Annotated in this window: 15 protein-coding genes; 8 read left to right on the top strand and 7 right to left on the bottom strand. The window is 71.0% G+C overall.

What is annotated here, in order from left to right; translation table 11 throughout:
- Positions 1 to 75 precede the first annotated feature (75 nt).
- Positions 76 to 1,638 (bottom strand): alpha-L-arabinofuranosidase B, encoded by a 1,563-nt coding sequence (locus ACZ79I_RS35265; protein ID WP_471503114.1) that lies wholly within the window; start codon positions 1,636 to 1,638, stop codon positions 76 to 78.
- 648 nt (positions 1,639 to 2,286) lie between these two features.
- On the opposite strand from ACZ79I_RS35265, the gene ACZ79I_RS35260 reads away from it, so the two are divergent.
- From ACZ79I_RS35260 to ACZ79I_RS35250, 3 genes are all read left to right on the top strand, one after another.
- A complete protein-coding gene (locus ACZ79I_RS35260; protein WP_471503112.1) occupies positions 2,287 to 3,279 on the top strand; it encodes a phospholipase D-like domain-containing protein in 993 nt (330 codons plus the stop codon).
- A gap of 343 nt (positions 3,280 to 3,622) precedes the next feature.
- Entirely contained in the window at positions 3,623 to 5,269 is a 1,647-nt protein-coding gene (locus ACZ79I_RS35255) for a protein kinase domain-containing protein (protein WP_471503110.1), read from the top strand.
- Positions 5,266 to 6,360 carry a hypothetical protein gene (locus ACZ79I_RS35250; RefSeq protein ID WP_471503108.1) on the top strand — a complete coding sequence of 365 codons (1,095 nt, stop codon included), beginning with the start codon at positions 5,266 to 5,268 and terminating at the stop codon, positions 6,358 to 6,360. Before ACZ79I_RS35255 ends, ACZ79I_RS35250 begins: the two co-directional genes overlap by 4 nt.
- Positions 6,361 to 6,538: 178 nt before the next feature.
- Here the strand turns inward: ACZ79I_RS35250 and ACZ79I_RS35245 are convergent, their stop codons facing one another.
- On the bottom strand, positions 6,539 to 7,330 hold the full coding sequence (locus ACZ79I_RS35245) for a GntR family transcriptional regulator (protein WP_471503106.1): 792 nt from the start codon (positions 7,328 to 7,330) through the stop codon (positions 6,539 to 6,541).
- 158 nt (positions 7,331 to 7,488) lie between these two features.
- On the opposite strand from ACZ79I_RS35245, the gene ACZ79I_RS35240 reads away from it, so the two are divergent.
- From ACZ79I_RS35240 to ACZ79I_RS35220, 5 genes are all read left to right on the top strand, one after another.
- Positions 7,489 to 8,781 (top strand): D-tagatose-bisphosphate aldolase, class II, non-catalytic subunit, encoded by a 1,293-nt coding sequence (locus tag ACZ79I_RS35240; protein ID WP_471503104.1) that lies wholly within the window; start codon positions 7,489 to 7,491, stop codon positions 8,779 to 8,781.
- Positions 8,778 to 9,962, top strand: a complete 1,185-nt coding sequence (locus ACZ79I_RS35235) for an SIS domain-containing protein (RefSeq protein ID WP_471503102.1) — start codon at positions 8,778 to 8,780, stop codon at positions 9,960 to 9,962. The genes ACZ79I_RS35240 and ACZ79I_RS35235 overlap by 4 nt, the downstream gene beginning before the upstream one ends.
- 31 nt (positions 9,963 to 9,993) lie before the next feature.
- Positions 9,994 to 11,004: an N-acetylglucosamine kinase gene (locus ACZ79I_RS35230; protein WP_471503100.1), complete on the top strand. Its 1,011-nt coding sequence runs from the start codon at positions 9,994 to 9,996 to the stop codon at positions 11,002 to 11,004.
- The gene (locus ACZ79I_RS35225) at positions 10,991 to 11,914 is read left to right on the top strand and encodes a DMT family transporter (protein WP_471503098.1); all 924 of its coding nucleotides are present in this window, start codon (positions 10,991 to 10,993) and stop codon (positions 11,912 to 11,914) included. The genes ACZ79I_RS35230 and ACZ79I_RS35225 overlap by 14 nt, the downstream gene beginning before the upstream one ends.
- Positions 11,915 to 12,074: 160 nt before the next feature.
- Positions 12,075 to 12,923 (top strand): class II fructose-bisphosphate aldolase, encoded by an 849-nt coding sequence (locus ACZ79I_RS35220; RefSeq protein ID WP_471503096.1) that lies wholly within the window; start codon positions 12,075 to 12,077, stop codon positions 12,921 to 12,923.
- 123 nt (positions 12,924 to 13,046) lie between these two features.
- Here ACZ79I_RS35220 and ACZ79I_RS35215 read toward each other — a convergent pair whose 3' ends face one another.
- The 5 genes from ACZ79I_RS35215 to ACZ79I_RS35195 are packed head-to-tail and all read right to left on the bottom strand — an operon-like array spanning position 13,047 to position 17,983.
- Complete coding sequence (locus tag ACZ79I_RS35215) at positions 13,047 to 14,324, bottom strand: ABC transporter substrate-binding protein (RefSeq protein ID WP_471503094.1); 1,278 nt, start codon at positions 14,322 to 14,324, stop codon at positions 13,047 to 13,049.
- Positions 14,325 to 14,329: 5 nt separating this feature from the next.
- Positions 14,330 to 15,538 (bottom strand): branched-chain amino acid ABC transporter permease, encoded by a 1,209-nt coding sequence (locus ACZ79I_RS35210; RefSeq protein ID WP_471503092.1) that lies wholly within the window; start codon positions 15,536 to 15,538, stop codon positions 14,330 to 14,332.
- Complete coding sequence (locus ACZ79I_RS35205; RefSeq protein WP_471503090.1) at positions 15,535 to 16,416, bottom strand: branched-chain amino acid ABC transporter permease; 882 nt, start codon at positions 16,414 to 16,416, stop codon at positions 15,535 to 15,537. Before ACZ79I_RS35205 ends, ACZ79I_RS35210 begins: the two co-directional genes overlap by 4 nt.
- A gap of 5 nt (positions 16,417 to 16,421) precedes the next feature.
- Positions 16,422 to 17,228 (bottom strand): ABC transporter ATP-binding protein, encoded by an 807-nt coding sequence (locus ACZ79I_RS35200; RefSeq protein WP_471503088.1) that lies wholly within the window; start codon positions 17,226 to 17,228, stop codon positions 16,422 to 16,424.
- On the bottom strand, positions 17,225 to 17,983 hold the full coding sequence (locus ACZ79I_RS35195; protein WP_471503086.1) for an ABC transporter ATP-binding protein: 759 nt from the start codon (positions 17,981 to 17,983) through the stop codon (positions 17,225 to 17,227). Before ACZ79I_RS35195 ends, ACZ79I_RS35200 begins: the two co-directional genes overlap by 4 nt.
- Positions 17,984 to 18,123 lie beyond the last annotated feature (140 nt).

Below are 18,123 nucleotides of genomic sequence, written 5' to 3'. Positions count from 1 at the left end.
TGTGGGGCGTGGTCACCACGGCTGTGCCACCGGGTCGGGTGGCACAGCCGGGATGCGGAAGTCGCCGGGTGGGCGTCAGGCCCAGGGGGCGGCCACCACCCAGCTCGTGTCGTCGGCCCAGAGGGTGGCGGTGTCCCAGGTGTGGGAGCCGCCGTGGCTCGCGATGTAGGCGTCGTTGTTGTAGTGGCGTACGAAGTCGCTGGGGTAGTTGGCGGAACGGAGTGAGATGCCCTGGCCGTTGTGGCTCGCCTGGGGGCAGAACGTGGCGTCCTGTTTGAACAGTGCGCTGCCGTCGTCGCTGTCGATGCGCAGCCGGAAGTCGTAGTGCCGCAGGTACTGGCCCGGTTTGTCGGCGGACTCGAACGAGACGCAGGAGGCGTCGCCCAGACCCGCCCGCACGGTCCAGGTGGCCGCGGCCTTGTCGGCGGACGAACTGGACGAGGAGACCGCCGAGATGGCGGCGTTGGCGTCGGCGCTGTTGTGCTTGAGGTACTCGGTGGTGCAGCAGGAGGTGGTAGCCCGCAGCGAGACCCTGGAGCCCGCCGTGAGCCCGCCCGCCGTCGAGGACGCCGCGTAGCCGACCGAGTTGATGTTGGACTGTACGGCGTTCTCGGTCGCGTCCGACGGGTAACCGGACGTCATGACGCCCTCGTAGAAGGTGCCGGCGGAGCTGTTGCTGTTGTCGCCGCCGATGCCGAGGATGATGGCGCCTTCCTTCTTCATCGGGTTGTAGCCCGAGACGTTGGGGCGCGTGCCGTTGTAGAAGGTGGACAGGCCACCGGACTGGGCGTTGCCGCCCCGGATCGCCCAGTGGTTCGGCTCGCCCTTGACGACGGCCGTGAGGAACCGGTGGCTGACGCTGGGGTCGTTCGCGTTGTAGCCCGCGTTGACCCCGGAGAACAGCCCGTTCTCCAGATCTGCCATGACCCAGGGGCCGTTGCCGGTGCCGTAGCCCCATACCTTGATGTTGCCGAAGTAGATGGCCTCCATGGTGCCGTTGCCGTTGTCCCGGCTGTTGGTCTCGGCGTTGCCGTAGTCGAAGCAGCAGCCGCCGTTGTAGTGGCTGCCGTCGAGGATCGCGTACATGCCTTCCGGCTGGTCTCCGGTGGCGATGCCGCTGGTGCTGTTGTTGCGGTATCCGGTGCCGGGGGCGACGAAGACGCCGTACGCCTTGTGGCCGCCCACGGTGACCGGTGCGGCGGATGCTTCCGCCAGGTTGTCGTACCCACCCGCGGCGGGGCCCGAGAACCCTCCGGGCGGTGCCTGGGTGAGGTGGTTGCCACGGCCGGACTGGTCGTAGATGACGGTGATCAGGCAGCTCGTTCCCGCACAGAACGAGTCCTGCGCGGCGGCGTCGGCGTAACCGCCCGCGCCGAGCACGCCGATGTCCCGGGTGGCGCCGTCGGAGGCGCGTTTGACCTGGTAGAGGCGGCCGTTGTAGGAGGAGTACAGGGCGCGGGTCGTACTGTGCGCGGCCACGCAGGGCGTGCCGCCGGAGGCGTACAGGTCGCAGGGGAGGGAGCCGGCGGCTGCGGCGCTGCTGCCGGCGGACGTCTGCGCGCCCAACATGGCCACGGTCAGCGCCAGCGGAGCAAGCCACCTGCCCCACCGTCGTAAGCGGGCGGAAGTCACAGGCATGGATCATCTCCTGGGAACGAGTGGACCCGACGGCGTCCCACCGCCGAGAGGACAGACGAGCCCAGTAGGTCATGGCCATGTCACTCCGAATCCTTCGGAATGGGCCGAAGACTGCTGCTGTGCGCGTCCGGAGCCGCCGGAGCGACGATACGAACTGACGGGATTTCGAACAATGGTCGCAGTGACGGACAAGCATTGATGATAGGAAGCCCCCGAAGGGTGTCAACATCTCGCACACGTCCGATACTTCGGCCATCGAAAGCCGAGGTCAGAGACTCGGGAGCAGCACCGCGAGGGCACCCGGCGGCCGCCCGTGAACCACTTGCCCGTTCCCTCCCGGAACCGCGCCCCGGGCCTACTCATCGGTCCCAGCCGGTCGCACCGACGTGCGGCCCGTTCACCGGCCGAGCTCAATAGGTTCGTTGCGTCGGCGCGGGCGCGCAGGGCTGTCGCATACGAAGCTTTTGCCAATTCACGGGGAGCGCTTGCACCGGCTCCCACCTGCGCGTAGTCCGCTTTGTCCGCGCGAACGGCCCGCGTGTCACACCACGTTCACCCCACGGCCCTTCCTTGGCGTTCTACGCGCGTGGTGTCATGCACGCGCCATCCTCTCCCTCCCGTGAGGCCCAACTCGACTAGGAGTCACGCATGCTGTGGAAGGTCCTCGGCCGTGCCGGTGTCGCCCTGGCGGCCGGTGCCGCCGTAGTCGCCACCGCGATCCCCGCGAACGCCGCCAGCTACTCCGCGTTCGCCTTCTCGCAGAGCGGCAGCCAGCCCACCATCTACGACTTCATCAACTCGGCCACCACCTCCCTCGACATGACCATCTACGAGTTGGAGGACACCACGGCCGTCAACGACCTCATAGCCCTGGAGAACAAGGGCGTCACCGTGCGGGTCGTCCTGGACCGCCGGCACCAGACCGCCAACAGCTCGGCGTACAACGCCCTGACGAGCGCGGGCGTGGGAGTGGTGTGGTCGCCGTCCACCTTCGTCTACACGCACCAGAAGACCATCACCGTCGACGGCGTCAAGTCGCTGATCATGACCGGAAACCTCACCTCCCAGTACTACACGACCAGCCGCGACTACGGCGTGTTCGACGACGACACCCGCGACGTCGCCTCGATCGAGAAGGTCTTCAACGCCGACTACGCCGGCACCTCGATCACCCCGACCGACGGCGACCATCTGCTCTGGTCCCCCACCGACTCCCGCAACCGCCTGCTGACGGTGATCAACGGCGCCACCAAGACGCTCGACATCGAGGAGCTGGAACTCGGAGACAGCACGGTGGTCAACGCGATCGTGGCACGGGCGCAGGCGGGCGTGGCCGTACGGGTGGTCCTGGAGAACCCGTCCAACTACTCCAGCCAGGTGGCCGCGATCAAGGCGGCGGGCGGCACCGTCGTCGGCTACTCCGACCCCAACGGCTTCTACATCCACGCCAAGGCGATGGTGGCCGACTACGGTCTTTCCACGCAGAAGGTGGAGGCCGGCTCCATGAACATCAGCACCAACTCGCTCGACAACAACCGCGAGCTGGGCCTCATCCTCACGGGCACCGGCGTGGCACAGTCCGTGACCACCACCATCGAGACCACCTTTGCCGGCGACTACTCGGCCGGCACCCCCGCGTGACCCTGAGCCGCTGATCCCGTCCCGATGCCCTGTGGCACCGCTGCTGCGCAGGCATCGGGAGCCGACCCCGACAGCGTCGAGACGAGCCGAGCCGCCGAGCGACGGGCGTCGCCGTCAGCTCGGGTCCTCCGCGACCTCCGTGACATCGCCCGCCGGACCCGGCACCGGGCCGCCCGAACCGGGCGGCCCGGTGCCTGCTTCGTCGGCCAGCTGTGCGCCAGACCACTCGTGACACCGCGGGACGCGGGAACCACAATGGCCGAAAATATGTCCCAGCGCATGAGGTAAGTTGCGTGGCGCCCTCCCGGACGGTCCGGGGATCGCCATGTCGGGGGGTAGCAGGATGAACGAGTGGTCGGTTCCGGGGTACACCGGGACACGCGAGTTGGGTTCCGGGGCGAGCGGCCACGTCGTGCTGGCCGTCCACGACGAGACCGGGGTCCCGGTCGCGGTGAAGTACCTGAGCCGGTCGCTGCTGAACCGCCCGGGGTTCGTCCGGGACTTCCGCGCCGAGGCGCGGCTGCTCGGCGGGCTGCGCAGCGAGCACGTCGCCGGACTGTACGAGTACGTGGAGAGCCCGGACGGTGCCGCCATCGTGATGGAGCTCGTCGACGGCGTCGCCCTGCGCGAACTGCTGCGCCGCCAGGGTCCCGTCGGTCCCGAGGAGGCGCTGACCCTCCTGAAGGGCTCGCTGCTCGGCCTGGCCGACGCCCACCGCCTCGGCGTGGTCCACCGCGACTACAAGCCGGCGAACGTCATCGTCTCCGTCGACGGCGTCTCCAAGCTGATCGACTTCGGTATCACGGTGAGCGACGGGACCGCGGCGGGCGCGGCCGGAACCCCTGCCTACATGGCCCCCGAGCAGTGGCAGGGTGCCGCCGCGTCCCCGGCGGCCGACGTGTACGCCGCGACCGCGACGTTCTTCGAGTGCCTGACCGGACACCGGCCGTACGGGGGCGAGAACCTCGCCGAACTCGCGCTGCAGCACCTCGACGCCCCGGTGCCCGTCGACGAGGTCCCCGAGCCGGTGCGTCCGCTGGTGGCGCGCGGGCTGGCCAAGACGCCGGAGCAACGGCCGGTGAACGCCCGGGAGTTCGTCGAGGAGCTGGAGCGGATCGCCGGTGCCGCCTACGGCCCCGGCTGGGAAGAGCGCGGCCGCGGGCGGCTGGCCGCCCTGGTGGCGGCCCTGCTCCCGCTGCTGCTCTCCGCCCCGCCCGGCACCGCCCAGGGCACCACCGACCTGGCCACCACGAACGTCGGCGGCCACGGGTCCGGCTGGGCCCGCTCGCTGTTGCCGAACCGCCTGGGGCTGCTCGCCTCCGGCGCGGCCGTGGCCCTTGCCCTCGCGCTGGCCTACGCACAGGGGGAGGGGGCCGACCCGCAGCAGGCGGCGCAGGCCGTGGCCACCACCAGCGCCCAGCCGGGGGTGAGCAGCGGGCCGACGGGGCCCGCCGGCACGGCCTCGCCCTCGCACGGCCCCAGCGCCTCCCCCGGCTCCGCCTCGCCTTCCCCCTCCGCCTCGGACGGCGCCCCCACGGTGAGCCCGTCCGCGAGCTCCGGCGTCCCCGCGACCGGGGAGCCCCCCGCGCCCACCGTGACCGCCACCGCCACAGCCACCGCGACACAGACTCCGACGGCACCGGTCACGACCGCTCCGCCCGCCGCGGCCGTGAAGGACGTCGCCATCGGCAGCTTCCTGCAGACCGGGGCGGACACGGCCGCCGTCACCGTCACCGTCTCCACGGACGGTCCCGGCCCCGTGTCCGTCACCCTCGCCTGGTACAGCGGGAACGTCTACGGGCAGCAGGGCGACCCCGACGGCGCCGCGCAGACCTTCCTGCGCAGCGGGGCCACCCAGTACACCCTGACGGTCAGCCACACCTTCCAGGGCACGGGCTGCTACTGGGGCGTCCGGGCCACCACCAGCCCCGCGTCCGCCGACGGCGGCGCCTGGCAGCAACTTCTCACCTGGCGGTGCACCCTCCGATGACCGGCCCCAGACAGCCCCACGGCCAAGAGCCCACCCTGCGCCGAGCCGAGGACGGGGATCCCAGCGTCCATCCGCCTCAAGACGAGAACCCGACGGTCCGCCTGCCCCAGGGCGAGGCCGGCACCGTCGATCTGTCCAAAGGCGGGGGCCCCACCGGCGACTCGGCGGAGACCGAGGACCCGACCGAGGACGCGACCGTCGGCCTCGCCACCGACGAAGACCCCACCGTCGGCCTCGCCACCGACGAAGACCCCACCGTCGACCTCCCCACCGACGAAGACCCCACCGTCGACCTCCCCACCGACGAAGACCCCACCGTCGACCTCCCCACCGATGACGGCGCCCCTACCGTCGACCTCGCCTCCGATGGGAACTCCACCGTTCGCCTGCCGGAAGAAGGCGAACCGAAGCCCGACCCCGAGGCGAAGTCCGTGTCCGCGTCATCGGCCGCGGCCGATGACGACTACCGCGCAACGCTCCTGGCCAGCCACTGGGTTCAGCGGCCGGCGCCCGAGGAGGACCTGCCCGCGACCGTTGCGGGCGGACAACCCGCTCCGCACGCCGCGGCATCGACGGCACCCGACCGCGTCGACGGGCGCGTACTCAGGTTCGGTCCGGGTGTCACCATGGCCGACCGGGACCGTTCCGGCGCCACGGTCCTCCCCCCTCCTGCGGCAACCCGGCCCCGCCCGGCCCGTTCCCCGGTGCTGCGCCGGTACACGCTGCCCGCCGTCGTGCTGCTGGGGGTCCTGCTGTTCCTGGCCTGGCAGCGGTTCGGTCCCTCCGTGGTCGTCCGCGACGTGCGTGTCGGCACGGACGGACGGGGGCCCGGCTGCGACGGGACCGCCGATGTCGTCGCGCTCCTGTCCACCAACGGCCGCCCCGGGACGGTCACATACCGCTGGGAGCGCAGCGACGGCACCACCTCCGGTTCGCTGACCGAGAAGCTTCCCCGCGGCCGGTCCACGGCGCGGCTGCACCTGCTGTGGACCTTCCACGGCGAGGGCCGGTACCAGGCGCGGGCGACGCTGCGGATCCTCTCCCCCAGCCCGCGCACGGCCACGACTTCGTTCACCTACCACTGCCGGTGACCCCCGGGTGGGCTGCCCGAAGGCGCCCGCCCCGGGATTGCGAAGCGTCCCACGCGCATGGTGCGTGAGCCGATGCCGTCCTCGGCCGGCGCCCCCTGGGCCGCAGCCGGCAGAGTCTCCTCACCCCGCGAGGCGGCCGGGCGGAAAGGCTCGTGGCACGGGCCGTCCCGTCCCCGTGTCAGCCGGTGATGGATGCCCGGAAGTGGTAGCGGTCGCCGCGGTAGATGGCCACGGTGAGTTCGAGGGGCTGCGAGTCCTGGTTGAAGGCGAGCTGGGTCGCGACCAGGACGGGTGTGGCGTCGGTGATGTCCAGCAGCTCGCGCTCCTCGTCGGTCGGCTGCCGCGCTTCCACGGAGTAGTCGGCGACCCGGGGCAGCTGCGGGGGGTTCGCGCGGCGGAGGGTGGCGAAGAGCGTCTCCGTGGTGAAGTCGGTGTCGGCGAGCTGCGGGCAGAGGCCGAGAGGCAGGCGGTTGTGCTCCAGTACGACGACGAGGTCGTCCAGGAAGCGGAGGCGGCGCATCTCGAAGAGCGAGGCGCCGGGACCGATGCGCAGTTCCTCGGATTCCTGGACGGTGGCTGCCCTGACCCGGGAGTCCAGGACCTCGGCCCGGAGGCGGAAGCCGTGCTGCTGGGCGTAGTCGGCGAACCCCTGCACCACGCGGTCCCCGGCGGGGTCCGAGGAGTTCTGCGGTGCCGGGATGACGCGTGCGTAGCCTTCGGCGAGGAACCAGCCGCGGGCCGGCGAGGATTCGATGATGTTCCGCTCCGCCAGTTCGTTGAGCGCCGAGCGCATGGTGACGCGGGAGACGCCGTACCGGACGGCCAGGGCCCGCTCTGACGGGAGGCGGTCCCCCGGCCTGGCGCCGTCGGCGGAGATGTCGTCGAGGAGGCGTCCGGCGACCTGGGCGTACCGCGGCAGGGCGTCGCCACTCAGCAGCCCCTGAGGGAAAACGGAGTCGGAAGTACGCATACCGGTATAGTACCAGTCGCGCTGAGCAATACCAGTTAAATACCAAACTCAGACCATTGACGGCCAAGATTTAGGCCAATACCATTCCAGCCATGCCTTCGAGTGATCACCTCATCGCATGCTTTAGCGCATAGTTTCGTACCATTCTGGAGTGAATCATGTGGAGCCCCTTGGACGACCTGGTGCAACACCAGAAGGCCGGTGAACTACGAGGGATCGCTTCCGTCTGCTCGGCCCATCCGCTGGTGATCGAAGCGGCGGTACTCCAGGCCCTGGCCCGCGGGGAGCACGTCCTGGTGGAGGCGACCTCCAACCAGGTGGACCAGTACGGCGGTTACACCGGTATGCGGCCGGAGGACTTCCGCGACATGGTGTACGGCGTCGCCGCGCGGCACGGCCTCCCCCTGGACCGGGTCGTCCTCGGCGGCGACCACCTCGGCCCCAACCGCTGGCGTTCGCGGTCCCCGGAAGAGGCCATGGCCGAGGCGGAGGACCTGGTCGCCGCGTATGTCCGTGCCGGTTTCACGAAGATCCACCTGGACTGCAGCTTCTCCTGCGCCGGGGATCCCACCCCCCTGACCGACGACCTGGTCGCCGAACGCGCCGCCCGGCTGATCCGGGTCGCCGAGGCGACCGCCGGAGAGGCGGCCGCCGGAATCCGTTACGTCATCGGCACCGAGGTCCCGGTACCCGGCGGGGCGCACGAGACGCTGGACGGTGTCGTGCCCACCACCGCGCAGGCGGCGCGTCGCACGCTGGAGCGCCATCACGAGGCGTTCGCGGCACACGGTGTGGACGGGGTCTGGCCCCGGATCATGGCTCTGGTGGTCCAGCCGGGAGTGGAGTTCGACCACCTCCGGGTGGTCGACTACCTCCGGGAGCGGACGGCGGAGCTGCGCACCGTGCTGGATGCCGAGCCGGGCATGGTCTTCGAGGCGCACTCCACGGACTACCAGACCCCCGAGGCACTGGCCGAGCTGGTCGAGGACCACTGGGCCGTACTCAAGGTCGGCCCCGGACTGACGTTCGCGCTGCGGGAGGCGCTCTACGCGCTGGCGGCCATCGAGAGCGAGCTGGTGGCGCCGGACCGGCGCTCCGAGCTCCCCGCGGTGGTCGACCGGTGCATGCGCGCCGAACCCTCCTGGTGGCAGGGGTACTACGAGGGCGACGCCGAGGAGCGGCGCCTTGCCCGGCGCTACAGCTACAGCGACCGCACCCGCTACTACTGGCCCGCCCCCGACATCGCCGCGGCCCAGGCCAGGCTGTTCGAGAACCTGTCGGCCCTGGACATCCCCCTTCCCCTGCTCAGCGCCCACCTGCCGAGCCAGTACCGGCGGGTACGGGCCGGTGAACTCGCGGCGACACCACGGGCGCTGGTCGTCGACCGCATCCGTGACGTCCTGCGGGACTACGACCATGCCTGCGGCACTCATGACAAGGAATGCGTGTGAACACCACTCCCCACAGTCCCCCGCACCACGGCAGCGGTGCCGAGCACACCGTCGCGGAGATCGCGCGGCAACCCGATGTCTGGCGCGAGGTCGGCCGGATCGTCACGGGTGACCGGAGGGCGCTGGACGCCTTCCTCGGCCCGCTCCTCGCGGAGAAGGAGCTGCGGATCGTGTTGACGGGGGCGGGTACGTCGGCCTTCGTCGGGCAGGTCGTACGGGGTGCGCTCGCCCGCAGGTCAGGGCGCCGCGTCGACGCCGTGCCGACGACCGACATCGTCGCGGACCCGTACGGCTGCTTTGCCGAGGACGTCCCCACGTTGCTGGTCTCCTTCGCCCGTTCCGGCGACAGCCCGGAGAGTGCCGCGGCAACCGAGTTCGCCGACCGCTGCCTGACCCGGGTGAGCCATCTGGTGATCACGTGCAACGGCTCGGGCCTGCTGGCCAGGGCACACGCCGGCAGGGCCGCGTCGCACGTTCTGCTGATGCCGGCCGCGGCGAACGACCGGGGCTTCGCCATGACGTCGAGTTTCACGTCCATGCTGCTGGCGGTCCTGCTCGCCTTCGGCGCCGTGGAGAGCGTGGAAGGCGTCGACCGGCTGGCCGAGGCCGCCGGGCATCTGACGACGGGTGGCCTGGACGAGCGCATCGACGCCTTGCTGGACCGCAAGCCCGAGCGGCTGGTCTTCCTCGGCAGCGGGGCGCTGAAGGGACTCGCCGAGGAGTCCGCGCTGAAACTGCTCGAACTGACCGGTGGCCTGGTCGTCGCGTCGTCCGACTCCGCGCTCGGCTTCCGGCACGGTCCGAAGGCGGTGCTCAACGACCGTACGGCCGTGGTGGTCTACGTCTCGAACGACCCGTACACCCGCCGGTACGACCTGGACATCCTCACCGAACTGCGCGCCGGCCTCCCGCAGGGCAGCGTGACCGCCGTGGCGGCCCGTCCGGACGGGCTGCCGGAGGACGGCACCTGGCTGATCCCCGGCGCGGCGGACGCCGAGGACGCCGCCCTCGCCCTGCCCGCCGTGGTGTGCGCGCAGCTCATCGCGCTGCGTTCCTCCCTGGCCCACGGCATCCGGCCCGACAACCCGTTCCCCTCGGGCGAGGTGAACCGGGTGGTGAGGGGCGTGACCGTGCACCGGCTTCCGGAACGCCGCAACGACAGCGCGCGACAGCGCTCATAGCAGTCCAGAGAAAGCGGACAGGAGAACGACGATGTTTCTGGGTGTGGACGGCGGAGGCACCAAGACCGCCCTCTGCCTCGTCGACCGAGCGGGCACCATACGGTCCCGGGTCCTCGGCGACGGCGCTTACTACTTCTCGGGGAACGGCACGGGCGGTCTCGACCACGTCGTGCGGGTGCTCAGGGAAGGGATCACCGCCCTGTGCGACGACGCCGGCATCACGCCCGCGGACATCGACCACGCCTTCCTGGGCCTGCCCGGGTACGGCGAGGCCCCCGGCGACATCGCCGCGCTCGACGCCGCGCCCCGCCAGGTCCTCGGGCACGACCGCTATACCTGCGACAACGACATGATCTGCGGCTGGGCGGGTTCGCTCGGCGCCGCCGACGGCATCAACGTCATCAGCGGCACGGGATCGATGGCCTACGGCGAGCGCAACGGCCGCGGCGTCCGCACCGGCGGCTGGAGCGAGCTGTTCAGTGACGAGGGATCCGCTTACTGGATCGCCGTCCGGGCGCTGAACGTCTTCTCCCGGATGAGCGACGGCCGGCTCCCCGAGGGCCCCCTCGCCGAGGTGCTGCGCCGCCACCTGGGGCTGACGACGGACCTCGAAGTGATCGACGTCGTTCTCAACCGCTGGCAGGGGCGGCGCAGCGACATCGCCGGCCTGAGCCCCCGGGTCTCCGAGGCCGCCGAGCAGGGCGACGCGGAGGCCACCGCCATCCTCCGCGACGCGGGGAGGGAACTGGCCCTGCTGGTCGACAGCGCACACCGCCGGCTCGGGTTCGGCCCCGACGAGACCGTCCCCGTCTCCTACTCCGGCGGTGTCTTCGGCTCGACCGCCGTACTGGACACCTTCACCACCGAACTGCGCGGCCGCGCCGCCCGGTTCGACCTGCGGCAGCCGCTCCTCCCCCCGGAGGTCGGAGCCGCCCTCTACGCGGCGAAGCTGGCCGGGGACCCGCTCGACGCCGCCGCACTGACCGCTCTGCGCTCCAGCGCGGGGACGACCTCCACGGAGAACCACCATGAGATCCTCTGACAACCGAAGCTGGATACTCTACGCAGGTCTACTGGTGCTGTTCTGGGGTGTCTGGGGCGCGACCTCCAGCCAGCCCACCGAACGGTACGGCTATCCGGACGAGATGATCTACATCATCTGGGCCTTCACGATGCTCGTCCCCGCCGGGTTCGCGCTCCGTCGCGAGCGGTTCGACCGCCGGCCGGTCGCCGCGCTGTACGGCCTGCTGGCCGGACTCACCGGCGCCGGTGGCCAGCTCCTGCTGTTCCAGGCGCTCTCCGACGGCCCCGCGTACCTGATCTTCCCGATCGTCTCGCTGTCCCCGGTGGTCACCGTTCTCATGGCGGTCGCCCTGCTCCGGGAACGGATCGCGAAGCTCGCCGTCGTGGGCGTGATCGCCGCGCTGATCGCGATCGTGCTGATCAGCATCCCCGCGGGAGCCGACGGCGCCGTCGACACCGGATCCTGGCTGGTGCTGGCCGTCGTGATCTGCGCGGCCTGGGGAGCGCAGGCGTTCTTCATGCGGAAGGCCGCCCTCGCGGGAGTCAACGACGCGACGACCTTCGGCTGGATGACGATCACCGGTCTGCTGCTGACCCCGGTCGCCTTCCTGATGATGGGTGGCATGCCGTCGGCGCCCTGGCAGGCCCCGGCGCTCACCGCCGCGACCCAGGTGCTGAACTCCGTGGGCGCGCTGTTCCTGGTCATGGCGCTCAGCCGCGGCAAGGCCAGCGTGGTCGCACCGATCACCAACGCGCTGGCACCGGTACTGACGATCGTGCTCTCCCTGGCGATCTACCAGACCCTGCCCACGGTGTGGGCGACGATCGGCATCGTGCTCGCCATCGGCGGCTCGACGCTCATGGTCTACACCGACGAGAAGCGCGACGAGGACGTCCTGGTCCCCGAAGAACGCGTGGTCGCGCCGTAGCGGTGGCGATGCCGCGCCACCGCCTCCGAGAACGACGGTCCACGGCACTCCTGCCGGCCGAGGCGCGCGTCCGTGCCTCGGCCGGCAGGAGCACCGGGCCGTTCGGGCACACGCAGCCCGAGCACCGTCACCGCAAGCCTTCGCACCTACGAGGAGCCTCATGCCCCTGGTCCCCACGGGAGAGCTGGTCACCCGGGCCGCCGCCGGCCGGCGGTGCGTCGCCGCCTTCAACGTCATCACCCTGGAGCACGCCGAGGGGATCGTGGAGGGCGCGGAGGCCGTCGGCCGTCCGGTGATCCTCCAGATCAGCGAGAACGCCGTACGCCACCACGGCGGACGACTCGCCCCCATCGCGCTGGCGGCGGCGGCGATCGCCCGTACCAGCCGTGTCGACGTCGCACTCCACCTGGACCACGCCACCGACATGGAGCTGGTACGCCAGGCCGCCGGCACCGGATTCTCGTCGGCGATGTTCGACGCCGGGGCGCTGCCGTACGCGGCCAACGTCACCGCCACCGCCGCCGCCGCCGAGTGGGCCCACGGCGCGGGCCTGTGGCTGGAGGCCGAACTCGGCTACGTCGGCGGCAAACCGGACGCACCGGCGAGCGCCCACGCCGCCGGGGTGCGCACGGACCCGGCCGAGGCCGCCGCCTATGTGGCGCAGACGGGCGTGGACGCGCTCGCCGTCGCGGTCGGCAGCAGCCACGCCATGACCGAACGGTCGGCGTCCTTGGACCACGCACTCATCGAACGGCTCCGCGAGACCGTACCGGTCCCGCTCGTGCTGCACGGATCGTCCGGTGTCCCGGGTGACGAGCTGCGCGCGGCGGTCCGCGCCGGCATGGTGAAGATCAATATCGGAACGGCGCTCAACATGTCCTTCACCGAGGCGGTGCGCGGCGTGCTGGGAAGGGACCCGGCGCTCACCGATCCCCGCAGGTACCTGGGACCGGCCGCCGGCGCGGTGGCGGTCACCGTACGGGACCTCCTCACCGACCTGGCCCTGTGACCGGCCCCTCAACCCGCCCCTCAACCGGCTCACGACCGGCTCACGACCGGCAGATATACTAACTGGTCGGTATGTACCGGATGCCCGAGGGCGTTGGGATACGCCCTCGGGCACCCCGGCGGCTCACTTGCCGAGCGGGCCGAACTCCTTGCGCGTGTCGACCGGCTGGCCGAAGAGCTGCCACCGCTCGCCCTTGAAGCGCATGAGCTGCATCGTCTCGATCGGGAAGGCGTCGCCGGATCCCGTGGACAGGGTGACCCCGGGCAGCAGCATGTCCACCTTGACGTCCTTCAGATTGCGCACCGCGTCACGCAGCCCTTCCCTGGTGGGGCACTTCATCGCGTCCATGGCCTTGTGCAGGCTCGAAGCCGCGGCCCAGCCGTAGGCGTTGAACTGGTTGGCGGGGTCGGCGTCCGGCGCGTACTTGTGCATCGCCTCCTGGTACGCCTTCATCTCCGGGTCGTTCGCCCAGCGCGGGTCGGCGGGGTCCTTGAAGTACGTGGCCGAGACCACGCCCTGGACGTTCTTGAACCCGACCGGCTTGAGCACGGTGGCGGACGCGGACACGTTGTTCACGATGTGCAGCGGGTTCCACTCGGTGTTCCTGGCGTCGGCGGCCAGGGCCTGGCTGCCGAACTTGGGTGTGCTCACGTTCAGCAGCACATCCGCCTTGGAGCGGGCGAGGTTCGCCATCTGCGCGGAGACGGACGGGTCGGTGACCTCGTAGCTCTCCTCGGCGACCACCTTGATCCCGCTGCCGGCGACGGCCTTCTTGAACCCGCCGAGCAGGTCCTTGCCGAAGTCGTCGTTCTGGTAGAGGACCGCGACCTTCGCATTCGGCTTCTCGCTCTTGAGGAACTTGGCGTACACGCGTGCCTCGGCGACGTAGTTGGGCTGCCAGCCGATGGTCCAGGGGTGCTGGGTGTCCGTGCCCCAGACGGAGGCGCCGGTGGCGACGAACGGCTGCGGCACCTTCTGCTTGTTGAGGTAGTCCCACACGGCCGCGGTGGACGGGGTGCCCAGGGTCTGGAAGACGGCGAAGACCTTCTCCTTCTCGACCAGCCGGCGGGCCTCCTCCACCGCCTTGGGCGGCTGGTAGCCGTCGTCACGCACCACGAACTCCACCTTGCGGCCGCCGATGCCGCCGTGGTCGTTGACGTACTTGAAGTAGACGGCGACGCCGTTGCTGATCGCGCCGTACGCGGAGGCCGGGCCCGACAGGGGGTAGATCCCGCCCAGCTTGACGGTCTTGTCGGTGATGCCGGTGGTCTGCTGGCCCTTGCACGCGCCGTCGGCGGCGGTGCCCTGGTCGTCCTGTCCCCGCTGGGTGCCGCAGGCGGTCGCGGTGAGCAGTGCGGCGGTCGCGGCCGCGGCCGCCCGCAGAGCGGTCGTCTTGTGCATGTGACTCATTCCTTTTCCGTGCGGGGCGGTACGCCCACGGGTTCGGCGTCGACGGGTTCCACGTCAACGGGTGTGGGATCCATGGGGGTCGGGGTCGCGGAAGCTTCGGACTCCGGCTCGCGTTCGGGTTCCGGCTCGCGTTCGGGTTCCGGCTCGGGCCCGGACTCGGACGCGGACTCGGGCCCGGACGCGGTCCGGGAATCCGCCCCCGGCGTCCGGCCGGGTGCGGTGGCACGGGCGCGGTGGTGGGCGACGGCGTTCCGGACGCGGCTCACCAGGCCGGCGAGTCCCGTGGGCGCCACGAACATCACCGCGATGATCAGCAGGCCGAACACCACACCGGGCGCCGCCTCGCTCAGATCCTGGGAGACGCTCGGCACGTACATCACGAACGCCGCGCCCAGCAGCGGCCCGTACAGCGAGGCGAGCCCTCCGACCACAAGGCCGGCCAGCAGCGTGATGGAGAGGACGAAGCTGAACGAGTCCGGGGACACGAAGCCGATCACCCAGGTGTACATGCATCCGGCGACACCCGCGAACATCGCGCTCCAGGCGAAGGCGAGGGTCTTGTGCAGCGACAGCCGCACACCCATGACCTCCGCGGCGCTCTCGTTGTCCCGTACCGCGAGCAGCGCACGGCCGACCCGGGACCGCAGCAGGTTGCGGGCGAGCAGCAGCGCCACCGCCGTGACGGCGAGGACGACGAAGTACATCCACTGGTCCTCGGCGAGCCCGCTCCAGGCGGGCGGCTCCAGCTTGTCCACGGTCAGGCCCATGGCACCGCCCGTCACCGGTTCCAGCCGCTTGAGCAGCGGCGGCAGGAACACGGCGAAGGAGAGGGTGACCAGCGCGAGATACAGCCCGCGCAGCCGCAGTGCCGGCACCCCGAAGCCGAGTCCCAGCAGGAAGCAGGCGGCGGCCGCGACCGGCAGCGTGGCCAGGTGGCCCAGGCCGAACCGGTCGAGCATGACCGCGGCCGTGTAGGCCCCGGCGGCGAAGAAGGCGCCGTGGCCGAGCGAGATCTGTCCGCCGAACCCGACCAGCAGGTTCAGTCCGGCCAGCGCGACGGCGTACAACAGGACCATGGTCAGCTGGAAGACCTGGAAGGGAGCGAAGTAGAACGGTGCGCCCACGGCGACCGCCGCCGCGAGCAGCGCGGTGAGCGCGACCCGCACCTGCCGGGCGCGGCCGGGGACCATCGTCATCGTGCTCATGCCCGCTCCACCGCCGCCCGTCCGAACAGGCCCTGGGGCCGTACCAGCAGCACCCCGAGGATGATCACCAGAGGTACTCCGACTTTCAGATCGGCGCCGACGACGTCCACGTACGCCCCGGCCAGCGTCTCGGCGACGCCGACGAACAGGCCGCCGACGACCGCGCCGACGGGGCTGTCGAAGCCGCCGAGGGTCGCGGCGGCGAACGCGTAGATGAGCACCCCGCCCATCATGTTGGGCTCCAGGAACAGCACCGGGGCGACGAGCACACCGGACACCGCGCCGACCGTCGCGGCCAGGCCCCAGCCGAGCATCAGCACGCGGTTCACGCGGATGCCCGACAGCCGGGCGGACGCCGGGTTGCAGGCGACCGCCCGCATCACCAGACCGGCCGAGGTGTGCTGGAAGAGCACGTAGAGCAGACCCATCACGACGGCGACCACGCCGATGATCCCGAGGGTGGACCAGTCCAGACGCACCCCCGCCAGGTCGACCCCGCCGTCGGGGAACGGCTGCGGGAAGTCCTTGACCGTGAAGGACCAGATCAGACCGGCCATCGCGTTGACGAAGATGAACAGGCCCACCGTGACGATGACGACGGTCAGCTCCGGCGCGCCCCGCACCGGGCGGATGACGACCCGCTCCACGAGCATGCCGCCGGCGAAGGACACCGCGAGGGTGACCGGCAGCGCCAGCCAGAACGGCATCCCGGACGCCACCAACTGCCAGGCCACGTACGTGGAGAGCATGGCCAGCTCGCCCTGCGCGAAGTTGACGATCCCGGTGAACCGGTGGATCAGCACCAGGGCCAGCGCCAGGCTGGCGTACACCGCGCCGGAGCCGAGTCCTTCCACCACTTGCTGCAGCAGCTCGGTCATGGCGCTCACCCGCCCTTCCCGGAGCGGACGGAGACACCGAGGTACACCTCGGCGACCTGCCCGTCCTCACGGATCCGCTCGGCCGGCCCGGACAGCACCAGGCGGCCGGCCTCCAGGACGTGGGCCCGGTGCGCGATCTCCAGCGCGAGCTGGGCGTTCTGCTCGACGACGACCACGGTGGTGCGTTCCTCCTCGTTCACGGCACGGACGATCTCGAACAGCTCACGCGTGACCAGCGGGGCGAGCCCCAGGGACGGCTCGTCCAGAAGCAGCAGCGAGGGCCGCAGCATCAGGGCCCTGCCGATGGCGAGCATCTGCTGCTCGCCGCCGCTGAGGCTTCCGGCGGCCTGCCGGGAGCGCTGGCGCAGCTTGGGGAAATAGCCGTAGATCCGGTCGAGGTCGGCCGCGACGGCCGCGCGTTCGGCCCGGCCCCGCCGCCCGAGGCCGGTGCGCAGGTGCGCGCCGATGCGCAGGTTCTCCTCGACGGTCAGGTCGTTGAAGGTGCCCCGGCCCTCGGGCACATGGGCGACGCCGAGCCGCGCGGCCTGCTCGGGAGAGCGGCCCAGCAGTTCGGTGCCGTTCAAGGTGACCGAGCCGCGGCCGCGGATCATGCCGCACAGTGCCCGCAGGGTCGTCGTCTTGCCCGCGCCGTTGGGCCCCAGCACCGCGCACACCTCGCCGCGGCCGACGGAGAAGTCGAGGCCCTGCAGCACACGGGCCTGGCCGTACCCGGCGTGCAGGTCCGACACCTTCAGGAAGTCGGGCGCGGCGGGTGTCCCGGCCCCGGTGCGGCCGGTGGGGGGCTCGCTCATGCCGCCACCCCCAGATACGCCTCGATGACGGCCGGGTCGCGCTGGATCTGCTCCGGGGGGCCTTCGGCGATCTTGCGTCCGAAGTCGAGGCACACCACCTTGTCGCACAGGCCCATCACGAACCCCATGTGGTGCTCCACCACCACGAGCGTGAGGTCGAGGTCCCGGCGCACCGCCCGCACCAGGTCGGCGAACTGGCCGACCTCGCCGTGGCTGAGGCCGTTGACGGGTTCGTCCAGCAGCAGCAGCCGGGGCCCGACCGCGAGGGCGCGGGCCAGTTCCACACGCTTGAGGGTGCCGAACGGCAGCCCGGTGGCGGGATGGTCGGCGACGTCGGCCAGGTCGAGCCGTTGCAGCAACTCGTCCGCCCGGTGGCGGAGCCGGGCGTCCTCGCGCCGGACGCCCGGAAGCCGCAGCGCCGCGGCGAGGTGTCCGGTGCGGCCCTGGCTGTGGGCGCCGACCATGACGTTCTCCCGGACCGTGAGCCGTGGAAACAGGCCCAGGTTCTGGAAGGTGCGGGCGATGCCGCGTCCGGCCACGGCGTGCGGCGCCAGCGCGAGCAGATCCTCGCCGGCGAACCGCACCGTGCCGGCATCGGGAGTGCACCGCCGGGTGAGGCAGTTGAACAAGGTGGTCTTACCGGCTCCGTTCGGCCCGATGAGCCCTACGGCGGTGCCCGGCTCGACGGTGAACCCCACACCGTCGAGTGCCGTGATCCCGCCGAAGCGCACGGTGATACCGTCGACCGTGAGCATGAATGACGCCCCTTCCGATGTGCTGGGGTGGGCGAGCGTCACAGTAGGTGGGGGCCTTCTGGCGGCACATTGGGTGCGGGCACCCAATTTCACGTCCGATGACTTGTGCGCCGCGCACAGGCCTCCGCACATCTCCCCCA

The sequence above is a fragment of the Streptomyces sp. PSU-S4-23 genome (assembly GCF_055632315.1).
The sequence above is the reverse complement of the archived record's forward strand: the minus strand, read 5'-3'. Positions and strand labels throughout refer to the sequence as shown.

Bases quoted from the DNA above. Each gene is read 5' to 3' on its own strand.
- ACZ79I_RS35265 (WP_471503114.1), bottom strand. From the start codon at position 1,638: ATGCCTGTGACTTCCGCCCGCTTACGACGGTGGGGCAGGTGGCTTGCT.
- ACZ79I_RS35260 (WP_471503112.1), top strand. From the start codon at position 2,287: ATGCTGTGGAAGGTCCTCGGCCGTGCCGGTGTCGCCCTGGCGGCCGGT.
- ACZ79I_RS35255 (WP_471503110.1), top strand. From the start codon at position 3,623: ATGAACGAGTGGTCGGTTCCGGGGTACACCGGGACACGCGAGTTGGGT.
- ACZ79I_RS35250 (WP_471503108.1), top strand. From the start codon at position 5,266: ATGACCGGCCCCAGACAGCCCCACGGCCAAGAGCCCACCCTGCGCCGA.
- ACZ79I_RS35245 (WP_471503106.1), bottom strand. From the start codon at position 7,330: ATGCGTACTTCCGACTCCGTTTTCCCTCAGGGGCTGCTGAGTGGCGAC.
- ACZ79I_RS35240 (WP_471503104.1), top strand. From the start codon at position 7,489: ATGTGGAGCCCCTTGGACGACCTGGTGCAACACCAGAAGGCCGGTGAA.
- ACZ79I_RS35230 (WP_471503100.1), top strand. From the start codon at position 9,994: ATGTTTCTGGGTGTGGACGGCGGAGGCACCAAGACCGCCCTCTGCCTC.
- ACZ79I_RS35225 (WP_471503098.1), top strand. From the start codon at position 10,991: ATGAGATCCTCTGACAACCGAAGCTGGATACTCTACGCAGGTCTACTG.
- ACZ79I_RS35220 (WP_471503096.1), top strand. From the start codon at position 12,075: ATGCCCCTGGTCCCCACGGGAGAGCTGGTCACCCGGGCCGCCGCCGGC.
- ACZ79I_RS35215 (WP_471503094.1), bottom strand. From the start codon at position 14,324: ATGCACAAGACGACCGCTCTGCGGGCGGCCGCGGCCGCGACCGCCGCA.
- ACZ79I_RS35210 (WP_471503092.1), bottom strand. From the start codon at position 15,538: ATGAGCACGATGACGATGGTCCCCGGCCGCGCCCGGCAGGTGCGGGTC.
- ACZ79I_RS35205 (WP_471503090.1), bottom strand. From the start codon at position 16,416: ATGACCGAGCTGCTGCAGCAAGTGGTGGAAGGACTCGGCTCCGGCGCG.
- ACZ79I_RS35200 (WP_471503088.1), bottom strand. From the start codon at position 17,228: ATGAGCGAGCCCCCCACCGGCCGCACCGGGGCCGGGACACCCGCCGCG.
- ACZ79I_RS35195 (WP_471503086.1), bottom strand. From the start codon at position 17,983: ATGCTCACGGTCGACGGTATCACCGTGCGCTTCGGCGGGATCACGGCA.